The organism is Bradyrhizobium sp. CIAT3101 (genome assembly GCF_029714945.1).
In the GTDB taxonomy this organism is placed as follows: Bacteria; Pseudomonadota; Alphaproteobacteria; order Rhizobiales; family Xanthobacteraceae; genus Bradyrhizobium.
The window spans coordinates 7758011-7775933 of record NZ_CP121634.1 but is presented as its reverse complement, the minus strand read 5'-3'; the positions used below and the strand labels follow the sequence as shown (position 1 = coordinate 7775933).

Genomic DNA, 17923 nt, shown 5'->3' with positions numbered 1-17923 from the left:
GTCGGGGACGGCGCAAAAGCCGGAAATGCGCCCCGCGCGGCAGATCTGCCAGGAACCGGTTTGGCCTCGACAGAGCGCGCCGAAGCAACGATGGTGGGCGCTTCGCCTGTCGACCTGCCCCAAGGAGTGCCCATGGCCGATCCCGAAACGCCCGCCACCAGCCAGGGGCTCGTCACCATTTCCAGTTCGAGCTCGGAGCGGGCGCCGATCATCTATTTCGACGGCGCGTCCTGCTTCGGCCATCACAACGGTGCGATCCAGATCGAGCTCGCCGCGAATTTGCTGATGCCGATTGGTGCCGCCGTCAGGGTCGACGTGGTCCAGACCGCGCATCTGCGTTGCAGCCCGGCCGCGGCGCTGGCGTTGCGCGAAGCGCTCGACAAGGCGCTTGCGATGCTCAAGCTCGGACAGCAGCAGCCGGACGAAGCGATCCCGGCCGTCAAGAACTGAGCAAGAACTGAGCAGGAACCGAGATTGACAGCCATCCGCCTTTACGTCACCTTCCGCGCAGGTTGATACGACCTGCCGGTTGCGCCCTCCGTGGAACGGTGAATGTATCGAGCCCTGATCGGCCCCCCTTTGCCCGAGCGACCGGGTCAGCAACGCAACCACCTGACACACCTGGATCGCTCATGCAGAGGACGAACCGATGCGCGATTTTCGCGATGCCAAGGCTATGGCGCAGACCCTGCGCGACTCCCTGACCACCAAGGCCGTCACTATCAGCCACAGCGAGAGCCTGGAGCTGGTGTCGAAAATGCTCGGCGTTGCCGACTGGAATACGTTGTCGGCGCTGCTTCACGCCGAGCGCCGTGAACCGGCGCCGCCGATTGTAAAGTTCAAGAGTTCGACAGCGGTCTATCCCGCGGTCCCCCTGCGGGACTTCGTGCCGTTCCCGGGCGCGACCTTCCCGCTGTTCGTCGGGCGCGAGAACACTGTGCTCGCCCTCAACCATGCATTCGAGAACGAACGCGAGATGGTTTGCGCAATCCAGCGCGATAGCGGCGTCGACGAGCCGCGATTTGCCGACATCTACGAGGTCGGCGTGCTGGTTCAATTGGTCGAGCTCGAGCGGCTGCAGGACGGTTCGATCAGGGTGCTCACGCGCGCACTCCGTCGCGTTGCGATGCGCAGCTTCGCGGCGCTGTCCGGTGGCTATCGGTCGGAGGCTTCCGAATTGCAGGAGAGTCCGCCCGCTGACGCACCCGATCTGATGCGCCGGACCATTCTGCGTTTCGAGGATTACGCAGCCGCCCACGGCCTGCTGATGCCTGACATCTGGCTGTTCTTCGATCAGACGCGCGATATTGGCCGCATTGCCGATACCATGGCGATGCGCATGAGGTTGCCGGTCAGGGACAAGTACGAACTGCTGGCAATCCTCGATCCCGTCAAGCGGCTGGAAAAGATCGACAGGCTGTTGGACGTGCCGGCTCGCCCGTTCGGTCCGGCCTATGATGCCACGCGACGCCGAGCGCTCGTTCTTGCCGAACAGCGCCGTCATCAGTTTGCGACGCTGGAGCACCTGCTATTGGCGCTGACCGAAGACGGCGATGCCGCGCCTGTTTTACAGGCCAGTAACGCCGATCTCGGCCTGCTCCGGCAGAACCTCACCGACTATATCGACAAGGAGCTCGCGCACACCGTAATCGAGACCGGCACCCCGGTGCCGACCGCCGCATTCCTGCGCGTCGATCGTCGCGCCGCACTTCTCGCCCAGGAGACCGGCAACCCTGAAGTGACGGGCACCAATGCACTCGTCGCTCTGTTTCCGGAGACGCGAAGCCCCGCGGCGCGCATGCTCGCCGACCAGGGCGTGTCACGCTTTCGCGTGGACAAGGCCATCGCTCGAAGCGCTGGCAAAGAAAAAGGCTAGCTCACGCCTTCGTCACATGCACCTTCGCGGTCTTCCCGCCGTTCCACTTGCCGTCGAGCGCGCGCTCGATCTGGGCGGCGAGTTGCAGCAGCAGGCCGTCATTGGCCTGCTTCGCGATCGCCTGGATACCGAGCGGCAGGCCGTGGTCCTGGGCCGCCATCGGCATCGAGATTGCCGGCATGCCGCAGAGATTGGCGAGCGGCGTGAAGGCGAAGAAGCGCCAGAGATTGCCGAACCAGTCGAGCACATCCGGATTGTCGGAGATGGTGAGATATTCCTTGGTGCCGACCTTCGGCGTCGGCAGCGCCGTGATCGGCGTCAGGATCACGTCCCACTGCTCGAAGAAGCTGCCGAAGCCGCGCGAGGTGGTGTTGAAGACCGCCTGCATCTTCGCCCGGTCGGCGAAGCTCGTGTGCAGGCCGGCTTCCCAGATCCGGATGTTCATCGGCTCGATCAGATCTTCCGGCGGACGCTCCAGCCCGCGCGCGGCGAGCATGTTGGAAATCACCACGGAAAAGTTCGAGATGTAGCAGGTGGTCTGCGCCGCGAAGGCGGCGCGGAAATCGAGCTCGGGCAGTGCGTAGTCGACGTGATGGCCGAGGCCCTCGAGGAAGCGGCCGGTCTTCTCCAGTTCGGCGGCGATCTCGGGCGTCGCGGTGTAATCGCCCCAGGTGTGCGACAGCGCGATGCGCAGCTTGGACGGATCGCGCTTGATCATCTCGCCGTAAGGCTGCGCCGTGGTCCAGAACGGCATGAACTCGCCGGGCGCGGGGCCGCGGGCGTGGTCGACGAAAGCGGCGGTATCGCGCACCGTGCGCGACTGGCAGCCCTGGATCGAGACGAGGCCGGTGAGGTCGGACATGTGCGGCGCGAGCGAGAACACGCCGCGCGACACCTTCAGCCCGATATTGCCGTTGACGCCGGCGGGAATGCGGATCGAGCCGCCGCCGTCGGTCGCGTGCGCGATCGGCACCACGCCGGCCGCGACCATCGCCGCACTGCCGGCCGACGAGCCGCAGGTGGTGTAGTCGGTATTCCAGGGATTGCGGGTGACATAGACGGCCGGGTTGTCGGCGGAGCTGCACACGCCGAATTCCGGCGTCGTCGTGCGGCCGATCAGGTTCAAGCCTGCCTGGCGGAATTTGCCGGTCAGGAATGTATCGGCCGTGGCGCGATTGCCGCGCATCAGCAGCGAGCCCATTTCCTGGAGCCGGCCCTTCATGGTCGGACCCAGATCCTTCATCAGGAAAGGCAGGCCGGCGAACGGACCTGCGAGATTGGCGCCGTCCTTGGCGGGATCGGCGATCACGTCATCGAACAGCTCGACCACGCCCGACAGCGTCGGATTGACCTTGGCCACGGCGGCCGCGGCCTGACGTGCCAGTTCCTTTGCCGTCAGCTCGCCGTTGCGGACGCGCGCCGCAAGGCCGACGCCATCGTGCTGCGTCCATTCGTTCCAGCTCATCGGCAAAGTCATGAAGTTCAAATCCCCTTGGGTCGCGGCGCCACCTTTTTCGCAAGGGCCCGCGTGAATCAACTGAGCCGGCGCGAAGGGCAGGGTTGCGCCGGACGGAGAGGTCGGGGCGCTTTAAAGCAGCCTTGCGATCGCCGCAACCGGTCCACCGCCGGCGGGCCCCTGGTGCTCGGCGCCGCCGGAGACGTAGACCGCGCCGGTGCCGGCAAGGCCGGCGATCAACCCGCCGACCGCCGCGCGGGCATGGCGTGTCGAGCTGATATCGGTGTCCTCGAGCATGGTGTGGCGGAAGCCGCGCACGGTGCCATCCGGCGAGGCCTCGGCCTTGGCGAAGATGTTGACGAGCTCGCGGCCGGTGCTGGTTTGCGGCGCGATGTCAAGGCCAACACTTGTCAATGCGGATACCACCGCAGGCGCATCGATCGCGTCGCTCATCACGGCATGCCCGATCTCGAATTCGCTTGCGGAGCCTTCCGAATTGCCGAGCACGATGACCACGTTGTGCATCAGCTCGATCCCTGACGAGGTCGAGGCCACCTTCGAGAACAGATCGTAGCGGTGCAGCACGTCCTGGTCGCGAAGATCGGGAGATATCTCGCCGAGCGCGACTGCAACCCCGAGCGCGGAGGCGCCGCGCGAATAGGCCATCGAGCTGTAGGCGCTGATCGTCGCCGTCTTGCTGCCGCGCGCGCTCGCGGCCTCGACACGCTCGCTGGTCAGCAGCGGGCACTTGATCTGGACGAAATGGACGTCAGCGGCATCGCTGATGCGGGCATCTGCCATCGCGGCCTTCACCGCCTTGGCGGTCTCGGTGATCTGTGCCGAGCGGCCGAGCTCTTCGGGCAGGAAATCGCGGGTCTGCGCCATGCCGATGCTCAGGCGCTTGCCGGAGATGCCTGTGAGCGGCTTCGCAACCTGCTGGCGCGTGAACACCGTGATGTGCGGGCTGAGCACGCCCTCGGTGCCGCCGGACATCACGAACGCGATGCGCTGCTCGACCTCGTGCGGCGTCAGATCGAGCCTTGACGCCAGCGCCGCGCACAGCGCGGCGACGGCATATTCCCGGGTGAAATCGTTGACGCCGCCATTGCCCTCGGTCTTGCCAAGGATCGCCAGGATGGAGGTCGGGTCAATCGCGCCTGAAACGATCAGGCTCATGAGGCCGGAAACGTCGCCGGGGCCCTTGGTGGCGACCTTGAAGACGCCGACCGATGTCGTCCGCATGGAGTGTCCTCGTGGGAAGTTCGATGGTCCGGCAGGCCCAACCAGCCGTGGACGCGGGGTGGATGTCAATCCCCGATGTCGTCCTGGCGAAAGCCAGGACCCATACCGCGTGATCCATCGATTGCGCTCGATATCAGTACCAAACGACGAGTCTTCGCCAAACAACTCCCCTCGGGTGAAACGCGCCGCGAGGGTGCAGAAGGTGTGTCTGCGAGGCCGTAGGATGGGTAGAGCGCAGCGAAACCCATCATGTCTCCGATTGGAAGAAGAGTTGATGGGTTTCGCAAGTGCTCTACCCATCCTACAGGACTTCATGTGTGCCCCGCGACATCCCCACGATTGTGGCGAGACCGCATCGGTCCCACAAAAAAAATCCTCTGTCGACGGTTGCGCGCCGCACCTTGATGAATCAACCTCGGTTGGTCCATAAGCGGCGTCCCGCGGCCGGATTTCGGTTTGCGTCGCGTGCTTGGATATAGAGGGATTCTCGCGTGGCAAATATCAACCAGAAAATTGCGCAGGAGCTTGGGGTACGGGCAGAGCAGGTCGAGGCGACGGTGGCGTTGCTCGACGGCGGCGCCACGGTTCCCTTCATCGCGCGCTACCGCAAGGAAGCGACCGGTGCGCTCGACGACGCGCAATTGCGCACCCTGGAGGAACGCCTGGGCTATCTCCGCGAGCTGGAAGATCGCCGCAAGGCGATCCTCGAATCGGTCCGCGAGCAGGGCAAGCTCGACGCCGCACTCGAAGCCTCCATCCTCGCCGCCGACAGCAAGGCGCGCCTCGAAGACATCTATCTGCCGTTCAAGCCGAAGCGCCGCACCAAGGCCGAGATCGCCAAGGAGGCCGGCCTGGAGCCGCTCGCCAACCAGCTGATCGCGGAGCCTGGCAACGATCCCAAGGTCGTCGCCGAAGGCTTCATCAACGCCGAGAAGGGCGTTGCCGATGCGGTGGCCGCGCTCGACGGCGCCCGTGCCATCCTGGTCGAACGTTTCGACGAAGACGCCGATTTGATCGGCGTGTTGCGCGAGGAGATGTGGACCAACGCGCGCATGGCCTCGAAGGTGCGCGACGGCAAGAAGACCGAGGGCGAAAAATTCGCCGACTATTTTGAGTTCTCCGAGCCGCTGACCAAATTGCCCTCGCACCGCATCCTCGCGATGTTCCGCGGCGAGAAGGAAGAGATCCTCGATCTCCAGATCCAGGCCGAGGCCGAGGTGCCGCCGGCGGGTGTCCCGGGCGCCTATGAATTGAAGATCATGAAGCGGTTCGGCATCGCCGACCTCAAGCGCGCCGGCGATCGCTGGCTGATCGACACCGTGCGCTGGGCCTGGCGCACCAAGATCCAGGTGCATCTCAATATCGATCTGCGCATGCGGCTGTGGAATGCGGCCGAGACCGAGGCCGTCCGCGTGTTCGCCTCGAACCTGCGCGATCTGCTGCTGGCGGCGCCCGCCGGCACCCGCGCCACCATGGGTCTCGATCCCGGCTACCGCACCGGCGTCAAGGTCGCCGTCACCGATGCGACCGGCAAGGTGGTCGATACCGCCGTGATCTATCCGCACGAGCCGCAGCGGCAGTGGAACGAGTCGCTCGCGATCCTCGGCAAGCTCGCGATCAAGCACCGCGTCGAACTGATCGCGATCGGCAACGGCACCGCCTCGCGCGAAACCGACAAGCTCGCGGGCGATCTCGTCAAGGGCCTCGCCGAGCTGAAGATGTCCAAGATCGTGGTGTCGGAAGCCGGCGCGTCGGTCTATTCGGCCTCGGCCTTCGCCTCGGAGGAATTACCCGATCTCGACGTCACCCTGCGCGGTGCGGTTTCGATCGCCCGTCGTCTGCAGGATCCGCTCGCCGAGCTCGTCAAGATCGAGCCCAAGGCGATCGGCGTCGGCCAGTATCAGCACGATCTCGGCCAGGCCAAGCTCGCCAAATCGCTCGATGCCGTGGTCGAAGACTGCGTGAACGCGGTCGGCGTCGACGTCAACACGGCTTCCGCGCCGCTGCTCGCGCGCGTGTCGGGCGTCGGCTCGGGTCTGGCGCAGAGCATTGTCGCGCATCGCGATGCCAACGGTCCGTTCAAGTCGCGCAAGGCGCTGAAGGAAGTGCCACGGCTCGGGCCGAAGGCGTTCGAGCAGTGCGCCGGCTTCCTGCGCATCCTCGGCGGCGAAGACCCGCTCGATGCCTCCGGCGTGCATCCGGAAGCCTATCCGGTGGTGCGCCGGATTCTCGCCGCGACCAAGAGCGACATCAAGGCGCTGATTGGCTCCAGCGAGGTCGTCCGTACGCTGAAGCCGAAGGATTTCGTCGACGAGACCTTCGGTCTGCCGACCGTCACCGACATTCTGCGCGAATTGGAAAAGCCCGGCCGCGATCCGCGTCCGGCGTTCAAGGCCGCGGTGTTCAAGGAGGGCGTCGAGGAGATCAAGCATCTCCAGAAGGGCATGATCCTCGAGGGCACCGTGACCAACGTCGCCGCCTTCGGCGCGTTCGTCGACATCGGCGTGCACCAGGATGGTCTCGTCCACATCTCGGCGATGTCGAAAACCTTCATCAAGGATCCGCGCGAGGTGGTGAAGCCCGGCGACATCGTCAAGGTGAAGGTGCTGGACTTCGAGGTCGCCCGCAAGCGCATCTCGCTGACGCTCCGGCTCGACGACGAGGTCGGCGCCAAGAAGGACGCCCCCGGCATGCAGCGCGACAACACGCGCAACACCAACCGCATGACGTCATCGGCCCCGCGCCAGCAGGAATCTTCCGGCGGTGGCGCGCTCGCCGAAGCGATGCGTCGTGCGGCCGAGAAGAACAACGGCAAGCGGGCTTAGCCTCCCTAACACCCGCGTCAGAATCTGGCGCATTTGTAAGTTGAAGGAGAGGGCTCTTTCTTCTCATCTGATCCTCCCCGCGCGGCGCGTGTTGCCGCGCTGCATGGAGGATTTCCGATGAACAACAGACGTCTCACTCGCCTCGTCGCGGCGACCGTCGTCGCGGCGCTGGCACTTGCATCGCCCGTTCTCGCCCGGGGTGGTGGTGGCGGCGGCGGTCACGGCGGCGGCTTTGGCGGTGGTGGCCATTTCGGTGGTGGAGGGATGCACGTCGGCGGTATGGGCGGCGGCATGCACTTCGGCGGCATGGGCGGTGCTCATTTCAGCGGCGCCCGCTTCGCCGGCTCGCCGATGGCGGCCCACGCTGCCTTTGGGCCGCGCTTTGCCGGTGCCCCATTAGCGACCCGCGCGGCCTTCGGGCCGCGTTTCGCCGGTGCCGGCTGGCACGGCAGGCCGTTCATCGGCCGCCACGCCTTCTTCTTCCGACATCATCGCTTCCACCGGTTCGCCTTCATCGGTGCGCCCTTCTACTACGCCAATTATTACGACGACGGCTGCTGGCGCAGGAGCTTGACGCCCTATGGGTGGCAATGGGTCAATGTGTGCGGGGAAAATTGGTACTAGCATCGCCGTACCGCACCATTGTCGCGATCGCCACCAGGCAGTTCCGCTCAGCCCCGGAACGGGATAGTCTGGTGGCGATCGTCGCTCGGAGTTTGCCATGACCGGAGGCCACCGTCGCATCCTGGTCGTCGAGGACGATCCGGAAACTGCAGGCCAGCTCGTCGAGGAGCTGACGATGTCCGGCTATGACGTCGACCTCGCCGCTACGGGGCGTGAAGCCCTCAGTCACGGCGTTGCGCGCGACTATGCCGTGATCACGATCGACCGCATGCTGCCCGACATCGACGGCATCGCCGTGATGCGGCAGATGCGCGATGACGGCGTTGCCTCGCCCTTCCTGATCATCTCCGCGCTCGGCGAGGTCGATGACCGTGTGCGCGGCTTGCGTGCCGGCGGCGACGATTACCTCGTCAAGCCGTTTTCCTTCGTCGAGTTGCTCGCCCGCCTCGAGGCGCTCGGCCGCCGCAGCGAGACCATCGCCAAGGAAACGATTTTGCGTGTCGGCGATCTCGCGGTGGATCTGATCGCACGCAATGCCAGCCGTCGCGGCCGCAAGATTCCGCTGCTGCCGCGCGAGTTTCAATTGCTCGAATATCTCGTGCGCAACGAAGGCCGCGTCGTCTCCCGCGCGATGCTGCTCCAGCATGTCTGGGACCTGCATTTCGATCCCTCCACCAACATCATCGACGTCTATGTCGGACGCGTCCGTCGCAAGGTCGACGATGCCCAGGCCTATCCATTGATCCACACCATTCGCGGCATTGGATATTGCCTCCGTGCTCCTGGCTGACACGCTTCGTTCCTCGACCTTCCGCCTGGCGCTGATCGCGATCGCGATCTTCGGCCTGATCGTCGCGGCGATCATGGCCTATGTCTATTTCGGCACGCTCGCCTTTGTGCGGAGCCGGGTCGGCGATGTCGGCGACCACTCAGGCTTCGTCGCGATGCTCGAGCTGGCGATGGTCGCAGTTGCGGTGCTGCTGGTCGTGCTGGCCGGTCTCGCCGCCGTGCTGGTGACGCGACGCACGGTCGGGCGGATCGAGGAGATCAACGCCACCAGCCGCGCCATCATGCTGTCCGGCCTCGACCGGCGCATTCCCCTGCGCGGCAGCCATGACGAGTGGGACCGCGTCGCCGAAAACCTCAATCAGATGCTCGATCGCATCGAGACGCTGATGGGCGAAGTCAAGCAGGTCAGCGACAATGTCGCCCATGATCTGCGCACGCCGCTGACGCGCATGCGCGGCCGGCTGGAAAAGGCCTATCACCACGAGCGCAACAGTGAAGCCGATGCCGCGCTGATCGGCGATACCATCGCCGACCTCGATGCGGTGCTCGGCATGTTCGCCTCGATCACACGGATATCGGAGATCGAGACCCGCGCTCGCCGCAGCGCGTTTCGCGCGCTCAATCTTGCGGAGATCGCCGGCGAGGTCGTCGAGCTCTATGACGCCGCCGCCGAACAGGTCGCGACGCGCATGAGCCTTGGCGGTGACCGCGACGTTGCCGTAACCGGCGATCGCGACCTCTTGTTCGATGCCATCGCCAATCTGGTCGACAACGCGATCAAGCATGGCCGCGCCGGCGGACAAGTGACCGTGACCTGCCGTTATGCCGGCACCAGCGCGACGATCGCCATCGCCGATGACGGTCCGGGCATTGCCGCCGACCAGCATGATCACGTCTTCAAACGCTTCTACCGGCTCGAACAGAGCCGCTATACGCCCGGCAACGGTCTGGGCCTGAGCCTGGTCGCGGCGGTATCGCGCCTCCACGGCGCCGAGATCGCGCTGCGTGACAACGCGCCGGGCCTGACCGTCGAACTCAAATTCCCGATCGCGCTATAGCTCGATCACGCCGCGGCGCGCCGCATGCGCGACGGCGTCGGTGCGGCCGGTGGCATCCAGCTTGTCCAGCAGCGAGCCGACATGGAATTTCACGGTGTGCACGGAGATGCTGAGCTGCCGCGCGATCATCTTGTTGGAGGCGCCTTCCGCCATCAGCGCCAGCACGTCGAGCTCGCGCTGCGTCAGTGCGATGTCTTCCGGCATGACGCGCGGATCGCGCGCGACGACGCTCGCCGTGGCGGTCTCGCCGGGTGCAGCAAGGCGAAGCCCCGCGACACTGCCGAGCAGTGTCGCGAGGCGGTCGGCCAGCGCGGGATCGTCGATCTCCAGGGACAGCACGATCTCGGGTGCGTTGTCCTCGCTCACGCCTCCGGCCTTTCGCCGATCGTGACCTTGAAGCTCGCCGGCTCGCCGCCGCGACGGATCGCGACATCGACCACCTGGCCGACGCTCGCCGGGCCCAGCGTCCGCAACAGCGCGCGCACGCCGGACAGCTTCTGGTCATTGACCGCGACGATCACGTCGCCCTGGCGGATGCCGGCTGTGGCGGCGGGACCCGCCTTGTCGACATTCATCACCATCGCGCCGATGCCGTCGTCGAGCCGCAGCGGCTGCAGGCCGAGCCCGAGATACCCGCGCGCGATGCGGCCGCGCGTTTCGAGCTGCGCCGCAACCCGCTCGATCGTCGCCGTGGGAATCACCAGCACGCGCCGCGGTCCGAGCACGGTCATGCCGAAGGCCTCGCCGGAGGCATCGACGGCGAGGCCGCCTTCCTGGCTCGAACGCAGGCGGACATCGAGCTCGATCCGCGTATCGATCTCGCCGCCGCGCAGGGAGCGCCAGCCCTTGCCGGATACCGATACCATCCCGAGCGCCGCGCTCGGCGCATCGCGATTGGTGGCGACCACGACCGATAGCGCGCCGAGGGCGGGGACCGTCGCGGCGAGCCTGACCGGCGCGAGGTTGGTGTCGGCGCGCAGCAACGCGATATCGGTGGTGTGGTCGCGGCCGACGATGGTGGCCAGGGCCGTGCTGCCGTCGGCAAGCACGATCTGGACCTCGCCCTCGTCCGCCAGCGCCTCGTCGGCGGTCACGATCAGGCCGGGCTTCCAGACGAAGCCGGTCGAGCGGGAGCGATGCGAATGCACGGAGACGACGGACGGCGCGATGCGCGCCACGACATCCGCGAGCGCGGACGATAGCGAGGTGAGAGGAGTGAAGTCGGTCATGGAAGGCTCCTGTAAGCTGTCCACAATCTGGGATGTCGCGGGCCATTGCGAAACTGGCCGGGTGGCCAGTCCGCCCTGGGTCCGGCCGACGAACATGTGATTGGGAGCCGCTCACGGGAACGTGTAGCAATCCCCGAATTGCGCGATATGGCCTCAAGGATGTCAGCGAGCCCCGACCGATGACCATCGACCTCACCCGCCGCACCCTGCTTCAACTCGCCGGTGCCAGCTCGCTCGCGATGGCGGCCGCGGCCGCCGCGCGCGCCGAAGGCAATCCGCAAGGCGGCGGGCCGACCTATGCCAGCCGTACGCCGATGCGGGTCGGCATGGTGACGCTGCGGGTGAAGAATCTCGACAAGGTCGCCGACTACTACCGCGACGTCATCGGGCTCACCGTGATGGAGCGCTCCGGCGCCGCCGCGAAGCTCGGCACCGCCGGTATCACGCTGCTGGTGCTGGAAGCCCGTCCCGACGCCGCGATCGAGCCGCGCAACGCCGCCGGCCTCTACCACACCGCCTTCCTGATGCCGACGCGAAAAGACCTGGCGCGCTGGCTGGTGCACGCGGCCTCGCACCGCGTGAAGCTGTCGGGCTTTGCCGATCACCTCGTCAGCGAGTCCGTCTATCTCGACGACCCCGAAGGTAACGGCATCGAGGTCTATGCCGATCGCGATCCCTCGCAATGGCAGTGGAGCGAGGGCAGCGTGCAGATGGCGACCGACGAGCTCAATATCCCCGACCTGCTGTCGCTGACCAACACGCGCGTCAGCGACTATGCGAAGGCGCCGGACGGGATGCGGGTCGGCCACATGCATTTGCGTGTCGGCGATCTCGCGCAGGCCCAGAGCTTTTACCACGGCACGATCGGCCTCGACCCGACCCGCAGTCGCAACGGCGCCGCGTTCCTGTCGTCGGGGCGCTATCACCACCATCTCGGCATGAACGTCTGGCAGAGCCAGGGCGCAGGCCAGCGCGACGATGCCATGACCGGGCTCGCCTGGTTTTCGCTGGTGACGGAGAAGCAGGAGTTGCTCGCCGCGCAGGAAGAGCGCCTGCGCAAGGGCGGCGCCCGGGTGGCGCAGCTGCCGGATGGCGTCGAGGCGGTCGATCCCTGGGGCACACGGGTGCGGCTGCTCAAGGTGTGAGCGGCCGCGCTGACCAGCTTGGTCAATGCCGAAGCATCGGTCGCGCGGCCGCGCCGAGGACGTTGTCCCAGCGGTAGGAATAGCCGACGCCGATGATGTAGTCCGGCGAATTCCGGTTGAGGCCGAAGGCCAGGTGGAAATCGATCTGCTCGGTCCGGTTCAGTAGATAGCCGCCGCCGACATTGAGCAGCGCGGTGCTCGCGCCGCGTGATGGCGTGTCGCTGACATATTCGGCGAACAGCGCCAGCTTCTCGCTGACCTTCCGCTCGATCACGAAGGTTGCTTCGCTGGTCTGGTGGTTGCCCGGATCCGACGGCCGGAAGAAGCTCGTGAACATGCCGCTGATGCCCCAGCCGCCGCCGAGCTCGTAAGACCAGGGGAATTGCAGATAGGGTTGAAGGCCTGCGCCGGTGATCGCGGGCGTGCCGGTCGGCAGGCCGACGCCGAACACCACCGAGAGGTTCGCAGGCTCTGGCAGTCCGCTGACCTGCCACTTCACGCCAGGCGTGACATTGGTGAAACCGGTATCGACCATGCCGGTCAACCGCCCGACATAGCTCGGCACGTCGACCAGCACTTCGAGGCACGGCGCGATGCCGAAGCGAAGACGGCTGTTGCTGCCGTCAAGGCCCTGGCCGGCGCTCTGGCTGGACGTGTTGAGGCCGTTCTCGATCTGGATGCTGCCATCAGGCACGACCAGGCTGGAATTGGTCACGTCAGGACGATCGGTCGCGATCTCCGATTGCGGCGCGGGGCATTCACCGGCCCGAGCCATGCCGGGACATAGCGCCGCGGCGAGGAGGCCGGCGCAACACAACAACGCCCGCCAACGCTGCAGGACAATTTCCCAAACCACAAATACGCTCTTCGAAAGCAGGTCGCTTGCTGGCAATAGGACCCCATGGTAGCACGCGTTGGATCGCGCGCCTGCCAGACAAGACTCGCTTCCCCGGATTTTATTCCCGACATGACCGATTTTCGCGGCGTTTTTCCCTATCTCGTCTCGCCCGTCGGCACTGACGGCGCGGTGCGAACGGACGTGCTCGCAAGGCTCTGCGACGATTTGATTGGCGCCGGCGTGCACGGGCTGACGCCGCTGGGCTCGACCGGCGAGTTCGCCTATCTCAACGCCGCGCAGCGCATGGCGGTGGTGCAGACCACGATCGAGGCTGCGAAGGGCCGCGTGCCCGTGGTGGCCGGCGTTGCGTCGACCTCGACGGCCGATGCGGTGGCGCAGGCGCAGGCCTACCAGAAGCTCGGCGCCAACGGCATCCTGGCGATCCTCGAAGCGTATTTTCCTCTCGCAGACGCCCAGGTCGAATCCTATTTCCGCGGCATCGCTGATGCCGTGGACATTCCCGTCGTGATCTACACCAATCCGCAATTCCAGCGGTCCGACCTCACGCTCGATGTCATCGCGCGCCTCGCCGAGCATCCGCGCATCGGCTACATCAAGGACGCCTCGACCAACACCGGACGCCTGCTGTCGATCATGAACCGCTGCGGCGATCGCTTGCGCGTGTTCTCGGCCTCCGCCCACATCCCGGCCGCGGTGATGTTGATCGGCGGCCTCGGCTGGATGGCGGGCCCGGCCTGCATCATCCCGCGCCAGAGCGTGGCACTCTACGATCTCTGCCAGGCCGGCCGCTGGGACGAGGCCATGGCGCTCCAGCGCAGGCTGTGGCGCATCAACGAGGCCTTCGCCCGCTTCAATCTCGCGGCCTGCATCAAGGCCGGTCTCGCGATCCAGGGCTATGACGTCGGCGACCCCGTCCCGCCGCAGGCAGCTCTCACCGCGGAAGCGCGCAAGATCGTGGAAGCGGCGCTCAAAGAGTTGGCCTAACCCCTCTCGCTATGCCGAAATCGCGGGATTTCCGCCTAAAACCGCAGCTGGTCTCGCCTGCCTCGATCCGCTAAAAGGCGGCCGCACTTTGAGGCTTAGAGGACCCAGCGGAATGAACATTCTTCCCGGCAATTTGCGTTTCGGAGCGGGCCAGCCCGTCAAGCGTTTGGAAGACCAGCGGCTGCTCACCGGGAAGGGGCAATTCATCGACGACAAGCCGGAGGACGGCGCGTTGTGGTTGCACGTGCTGCGCTCGCCGCATGCGCACGCGAAGATCCTCTCGATCGACACCAGCGCCGCGGTATCGATGCCCGGCGTCACCGCCATCTACACCGGCGCCGATCTGATCAAGGACGACGTCGGCACCATTCCGACCCTGAGCATCTTCAAGCGCCCCGACGGCAAGCCGATGACCGTGCCGCCGCGACGGCTGCTCGCCCATGAAATCGTGCGCTACACCGGCGAGGCGGTGGCGGCGGTGGTGGCTTCGTCGCGTGCGGAAGCCCAGAGCGCGGCTGAAGCGATCGTGGTCGAATACGACGTGCAGCCCGCCGTGGTCGACCCCGTCGAGGCAGTCAAACCCGGCGCGCCGCTGGTGTGGCCTGAGGCGCCCGACAACATCGTCGGTGCGATGAGCTATGGCGATGCCGCCAAGGTGGATGAGGCCTTCGCCAAGGCCGCGCACACGGTCGAGCTCGATCTCGTCAGCCAGCGCCTGGTGCCGTCGGCGATGGAGCCGCGCTCGACCATTGCCGAGATCGACAAGAAGACCGGCCGTCTCCTTCTGCATGTTCAATCGCAGACCCCGGCCTCGACCCGCGACGTGCTGGCGGAAGCCGTGCTGAAGCGTCCCAAGGACAGCGTGCGCGTGCTCGTCGGCGACATCGGCGGCGGGTTCGGCCAGAAGACCAACCTCTATCCGGAAGACGGCATCGTCGCCTATGTCGCGACCAAGCTGAACAGGAAGATCCGCTGGCGCGGTGACCGTACCGACGAATTCGTCGGTGGCACCCATGGCCGCGATCTCACCTCGACGGCGTCCTTCGCGCTGGACGAGAAGGGCAAGGTGCTGGCCTATCGCGTCACCTCGATCGGCTGCACCGGCGCCTATTCCTCGGGCGCAGCCAACATCATTCCGCTGGTGCTCGGTCCGTTCGTGCAGACCGGTGTCTACGATTTGCCGCTGGTGCATTTCGAGGTCAAGTCGGTGATGACGCACACCGCACCGGTCGGTGCCTATCGTGGTGCCGGTCGTCCGGAAGCCGTCTTCATCGTCGAGCGACTGTTCGACGCCGCCGCGCGAAAAATCGGCATCGATCCGCGCGCGATCCGCAAAGCCAACTACATCAAGCCGGCGCAGCTGCCCTACACCAACGCCGCCGGCCAGGTTTACGACTCCGGCGCCTTCGCCCACATGCTCGACCGCGCCGTGAAGCTGGCCGACTGGGACGGCTTTGCCGCGCGCAAGAAGGCCGCGAAGAAGAAGGGCCTGCTCTATGGCCGCGGGCTCACCTCCTACATCGAATGGACCGGCGGTCGCGCCCACACTGAAAAGGTCAGCCTGCATGCGACCTCGCAGGGCCGCGTCGTGCTGCATTCCGGCACCATGGCGATGGGGCAGGGGCTGCAGACCACCTACACCCAGATGATCTCCGATACGCTCGGCATTCCCATGGACAAGATCGACGTCGTCCAGGGCGACACCGATCTCGCGATGGGTTTTGGCAGCGTCGGCTCCCGCTCGCTGTTCGTCGGCGGCACGGCGGTCGCCGTCTCCTCCAACGACCTGATCCAGAAGGCGCGCGAGAAGGCGGCGAACGTACTCGAGACCTCGGTCGAGGACATCGAGTACCAGGGCGGCATGCTCACCGTGGTTGGCACCGACCGCCGCATCAGCCTGTTCGATATTGCCGAGAAGGAAACCGGCGCAAAGCTCAGCGTCGATTCCGAAGGCGAGGTCGACGGTCCGAGCTGGCCGAACGGCACGCATATTTGCGAGGTCGAGATTGATCCGGAGACCGGCGTGTCCAAGGTCGTGCGCTACACCACCGTCGACGACGTCGGCGTGGCCGTGAACCCGATGCTGGTGACGGGGCAGATCCATGGCGGCGTCGCGCAGGGCATCGGTCAGGCGCTGTACGAGGGTGTGTCATACGATGCCGACGGCCAGCTCCTGACCGCGAGCTACCAGGATTACTGCATCCCGCGCGCCGATGACGTCCCGCCGATCGTGGTGACGCTGGATGATTCCGCGCCCTGCCGTACCAACCCGCTCGGCGCCAAGGGCTGCGGCGAATCCGGCGCCATCGGCGGCCCGCCCTGCGTCGCCAACGGCGTGATGGATGCGCTGGCCGAACTCGGCATCAGCCAGCTCAACACGCCCCTGACGCCGCAGAAGATCTGGAAGGCGATCAAGGATGCGAAGGCTGCCTAAGTATAGTCTCTGCTGTCAGAGCAACCACAACTGTCGTCCCGGGGCGCGCGCAGCGCGAGCCCGGGACCCATAACCACAGGGCGGAGTTTGACGCGAAGCCGGTCACTCCGAGTTCCTCGTAACCACATCTCCCTGTGGTTATGGGTCCCTGATCTGCGCTTCGCTTGTCCGGGACGACGGCGGAGTGTGGAGCGCCAGTCTCGCTAAATCCCCAGCATCATCTTCGCAATAATATCGCGCTGGATCTCCGACGTGCCGCCGAAGATCGTGTAGGCGCGGCCGTTGAGATATTCGGGCACCACCGTCAGCATGTCCTCCGGCAGCGCCGGCTCGTGGTTGAGCTTGTAGAGCGGGCGCATCGGTTCGACGGCGAGGGCATCGTGGCCGATCACGTCGACGCCGAGCTTCGTCACGGCTTGCCGGATCTCGCTGTTGCGCAGCTTCAGAATCGATGACACCGCGCCGGGATTCTGGCCGGTCTGGAGCGCCGAGAGCACGCGCAGCTCGGTCATCTCCAGCGCGTCGATGTCGATCTCGACCTCGGAGATGCGGGACGCGATATCAGGGCTGTCGATTGCGCGTCCCGTGAGATCGGACTCCGCGAGTTCGGTGATGGCGCGCAGCCCTTCGCGCAGCTTGGCGGATGCGATGCCCGAGCCGCGCTCGAACTCGAGCAGGTATTTGCCGTAGGTCCAGCCCTTGCCTTCGTCGCCGACGCGGTTGGCCACGGGCACGCGCACGTCGTCGAAGAATACCTGGTTGACCTCGTGGTCGCCGCCGATGGTGAGGATGGGGCGCGTCGTAATCCCCGGGGTCTTCATGTCGATCAGAATGAAACTGATGCCGTCCTGCTGCCGCGGGCCGTCGCTGGTGCGCACGAGTGCGAACATGCGGTTGGCGTGGTGTGCATGCGTAGTCCAGATCTTGGTGCCGTTGATGATGTAATCGTCGCCGTCGCGCACCGCGCGGGTCTTCAGCGAGGAGAGATCGGAGCCGGAGCCCGGCTCGGAATAGCCCTGGCACCAATAGTCCTCACCGGAGAGAATGCGCGGCAGGTAAAAATTCTTCTGCTCGGGCGAACCGAAGCCGATGATGACGGGCCCGACCATCTTCACGCCCATCACGTTGACATTGGGCACGCCGGCGCGCGCGCATTCGCTCTCGAAGATCCAGCGCTGCGCTGGCGTCCAGTCCGGGCCGCCGTGATCCATGGGCCAGCCAGGCGCGCCCCAGCCCTGCTTGTGCAGCGCGCGCTGCCAGGCCATGCCGATATCAGGATCGGAGAACACCGACGGCGTCAGCGCGGTGGCGCGTTTCATCTCCTCGGTGAGATTTTTGGCGATGAAACCGCGCACCTCGCTCTGGAAGGCGCGCTCCTCGGCATTGAACGACAGGTCCATGA

The 17923-nt window shown here is 65.8% G+C and carries 15 protein-coding genes; 9 read left to right on the top strand and 6 right to left on the bottom strand.

What is annotated here, in order from left to right:
* The first annotated feature begins 132 nt into the window (after nt 1-132).
* Together QA645_RS36240 and QA645_RS36235 are read left to right on the top strand one after the other, a co-directional pair.
* Entirely contained in the window at nt 133-450 is a 318-nt protein-coding gene (locus tag QA645_RS36240) for a hypothetical protein (RefSeq protein ID WP_283045970.1), read from the top strand.
* Between the two features lie 199 nt (nt 451-649).
* Nucleotides 650-1876, top strand: coding sequence for an LON peptidase substrate-binding domain-containing protein (locus QA645_RS36235; RefSeq protein ID WP_283045969.1), 1227 nt, complete (start codon nt 650-652; stop codon nt 1874-1876).
* A 1-nt stretch (nt 1877) separates the two neighbouring features.
* Here QA645_RS36235 and QA645_RS36230 read toward each other — a convergent pair whose 3' ends face one another.
* Together QA645_RS36230 and QA645_RS36225 are read right to left on the bottom strand one after the other, a co-directional pair.
* Complete coding sequence (locus QA645_RS36230; RefSeq protein ID WP_283045968.1) at nt 1878-3353, bottom strand: amidase; 1476 nt, start codon at nt 3351-3353, stop codon at nt 1878-1880.
* A 111-nt stretch (nt 3354-3464) separates the two neighbouring features.
* Nucleotides 3465-4574, bottom strand: coding sequence for a ring-opening amidohydrolase (locus tag QA645_RS36225; protein ID WP_283045967.1), 1110 nt, complete (start codon nt 4572-4574; stop codon nt 3465-3467).
* 491 nt (nt 4575-5065) lie between these two features.
* Between QA645_RS36225 and QA645_RS36220 the strand changes: the two genes are divergently transcribed.
* The 4 genes from QA645_RS36220 to QA645_RS36205 all read left to right on the top strand — a co-directional run bounded on the left by QA645_RS36220 (nt 5066) and on the right by QA645_RS36205 (nt 9870).
* Entirely contained in the window at nt 5066-7399 is a 2334-nt protein-coding gene (locus tag QA645_RS36220) for a Tex family protein (protein WP_254195499.1), read from the top strand.
* A 117-nt stretch (nt 7400-7516) separates the two neighbouring features.
* A complete protein-coding gene (locus QA645_RS36215) occupies nt 7517-8023 on the top strand; it encodes a hypothetical protein (protein ID WP_254134177.1) in 507 nt (168 codons plus the stop codon).
* A 97-nt stretch (nt 8024-8120) separates the two neighbouring features.
* Nucleotides 8121-8813 (top strand): response regulator transcription factor, encoded by a 693-nt coding sequence (locus QA645_RS36210; protein ID WP_254134176.1) that lies wholly within the window; start codon nt 8121-8123, stop codon nt 8811-8813.
* Entirely contained in the window at nt 8800-9870 is a 1071-nt protein-coding gene (locus QA645_RS36205; protein ID WP_254195497.1) for a HAMP domain-containing sensor histidine kinase, read from the top strand. Before QA645_RS36210 ends, QA645_RS36205 begins: the two co-directional genes overlap by 14 nt.
* On the opposite strand, the gene QA645_RS36200 is transcribed toward QA645_RS36205, so the two are convergent.
* On the bottom strand, nt 9865-10236 hold the full coding sequence (locus QA645_RS36200) for a helix-turn-helix transcriptional regulator (protein ID WP_283045966.1): 372 nt from the start codon (nt 10234-10236) through the stop codon (nt 9865-9867). The genes QA645_RS36205 and QA645_RS36200 overlap by 6 nt on opposite strands.
* Nucleotides 10233-11099: a S1C family serine protease gene (locus QA645_RS36195; RefSeq protein ID WP_254195496.1), complete on the bottom strand. Its 867-nt coding sequence runs from the start codon at nt 11097-11099 to the stop codon at nt 10233-10235. Before QA645_RS36195 ends, QA645_RS36200 begins: the two co-directional genes overlap by 4 nt.
* A 179-nt stretch (nt 11100-11278) precedes the next feature.
* Here QA645_RS36195 and QA645_RS36190 point away from each other — a divergent pair, with 179 nt between their 5' ends.
* Nucleotides 11279-12244, top strand: a complete 966-nt coding sequence (locus QA645_RS36190; protein ID WP_283045965.1) for a VOC family protein — start codon at nt 11279-11281, stop codon at nt 12242-12244.
* 22 nt (nt 12245-12266) lie between these two features.
* Here QA645_RS36190 and QA645_RS36185 read toward each other — a convergent pair whose 3' ends face one another.
* Nucleotides 12267-13019, bottom strand: a complete 753-nt coding sequence (locus QA645_RS36185) for a transporter (protein WP_283045964.1) — start codon at nt 13017-13019, stop codon at nt 12267-12269.
* 192 nt (nt 13020-13211) lie between these two features.
* Between QA645_RS36185 and QA645_RS36180 the strand changes: the two genes are divergently transcribed.
* A complete protein-coding gene (locus QA645_RS36180; RefSeq protein ID WP_283045963.1) occupies nt 13212-14087 on the top strand; it encodes a dihydrodipicolinate synthase family protein in 876 nt (291 codons plus the stop codon).
* Nucleotides 14088-14199: 112 nt separating this feature from the next.
* Entirely contained in the window at nt 14200-16521 is a 2322-nt protein-coding gene (locus QA645_RS36175) for a xanthine dehydrogenase family protein molybdopterin-binding subunit (RefSeq protein WP_283045962.1), read from the top strand.
* Nucleotides 16522-16724: 203 nt separating this feature from the next.
* Here the strand turns inward: QA645_RS36175 and QA645_RS36170 are convergent, their stop codons facing one another.
* Nucleotides 16725-17921: an acyl-CoA dehydrogenase family protein gene (locus tag QA645_RS36170; RefSeq protein ID WP_283045961.1), complete on the bottom strand. Its 1197-nt coding sequence runs from the start codon at nt 17919-17921 to the stop codon at nt 16725-16727.
* Nucleotides 17922-17923 lie beyond the last annotated feature (2 nt).

Excerpts from the sequence above, each read along its gene's own strand:
- QA645_RS36240 (WP_283045970.1), top strand. The coding sequence starts at position 133 with ATGGCCGATCCCGAAACGCCCGCCACCAGCCAGGGGCTCGTCACCATT.
- QA645_RS36235 (WP_283045969.1), top strand. The coding sequence starts at position 650 with ATGCGCGATTTTCGCGATGCCAAGGCTATGGCGCAGACCCTGCGCGAC.
- QA645_RS36230 (WP_283045968.1), bottom strand. The coding sequence starts at position 3,353 with ATGACTTTGCCGATGAGCTGGAACGAATGGACGCAGCACGATGGCGTC.
- QA645_RS36225 (WP_283045967.1), bottom strand. The coding sequence starts at position 4,574 with ATGCGGACGACATCGGTCGGCGTCTTCAAGGTCGCCACCAAGGGCCCC.
- QA645_RS36215 (WP_254134177.1), top strand. The coding sequence starts at position 7,517 with ATGAACAACAGACGTCTCACTCGCCTCGTCGCGGCGACCGTCGTCGCG.
- QA645_RS36210 (WP_254134176.1), top strand. The coding sequence starts at position 8,121 with ATGACCGGAGGCCACCGTCGCATCCTGGTCGTCGAGGACGATCCGGAA.
- QA645_RS36195 (WP_254195496.1), bottom strand. The coding sequence starts at position 11,099 with ATGACCGACTTCACTCCTCTCACCTCGCTATCGTCCGCGCTCGCGGAT.
- QA645_RS36190 (WP_283045965.1), top strand. The coding sequence starts at position 11,279 with ATGACCATCGACCTCACCCGCCGCACCCTGCTTCAACTCGCCGGTGCC.
- QA645_RS36185 (WP_283045964.1), bottom strand. The coding sequence starts at position 13,019 with ATGGCTCGGGCCGGTGAATGCCCCGCGCCGCAATCGGAGATCGCGACC.
- QA645_RS36180 (WP_283045963.1), top strand. The coding sequence starts at position 13,212 with ATGACCGATTTTCGCGGCGTTTTTCCCTATCTCGTCTCGCCCGTCGGC.
- QA645_RS36175 (WP_283045962.1), top strand. The coding sequence starts at position 14,200 with ATGAACATTCTTCCCGGCAATTTGCGTTTCGGAGCGGGCCAGCCCGTC.
- QA645_RS36170 (WP_283045961.1), bottom strand. The coding sequence starts at position 17,921 with ATGGACCTGTCGTTCAATGCCGAGGAGCGCGCCTTCCAGAGCGAGGTG.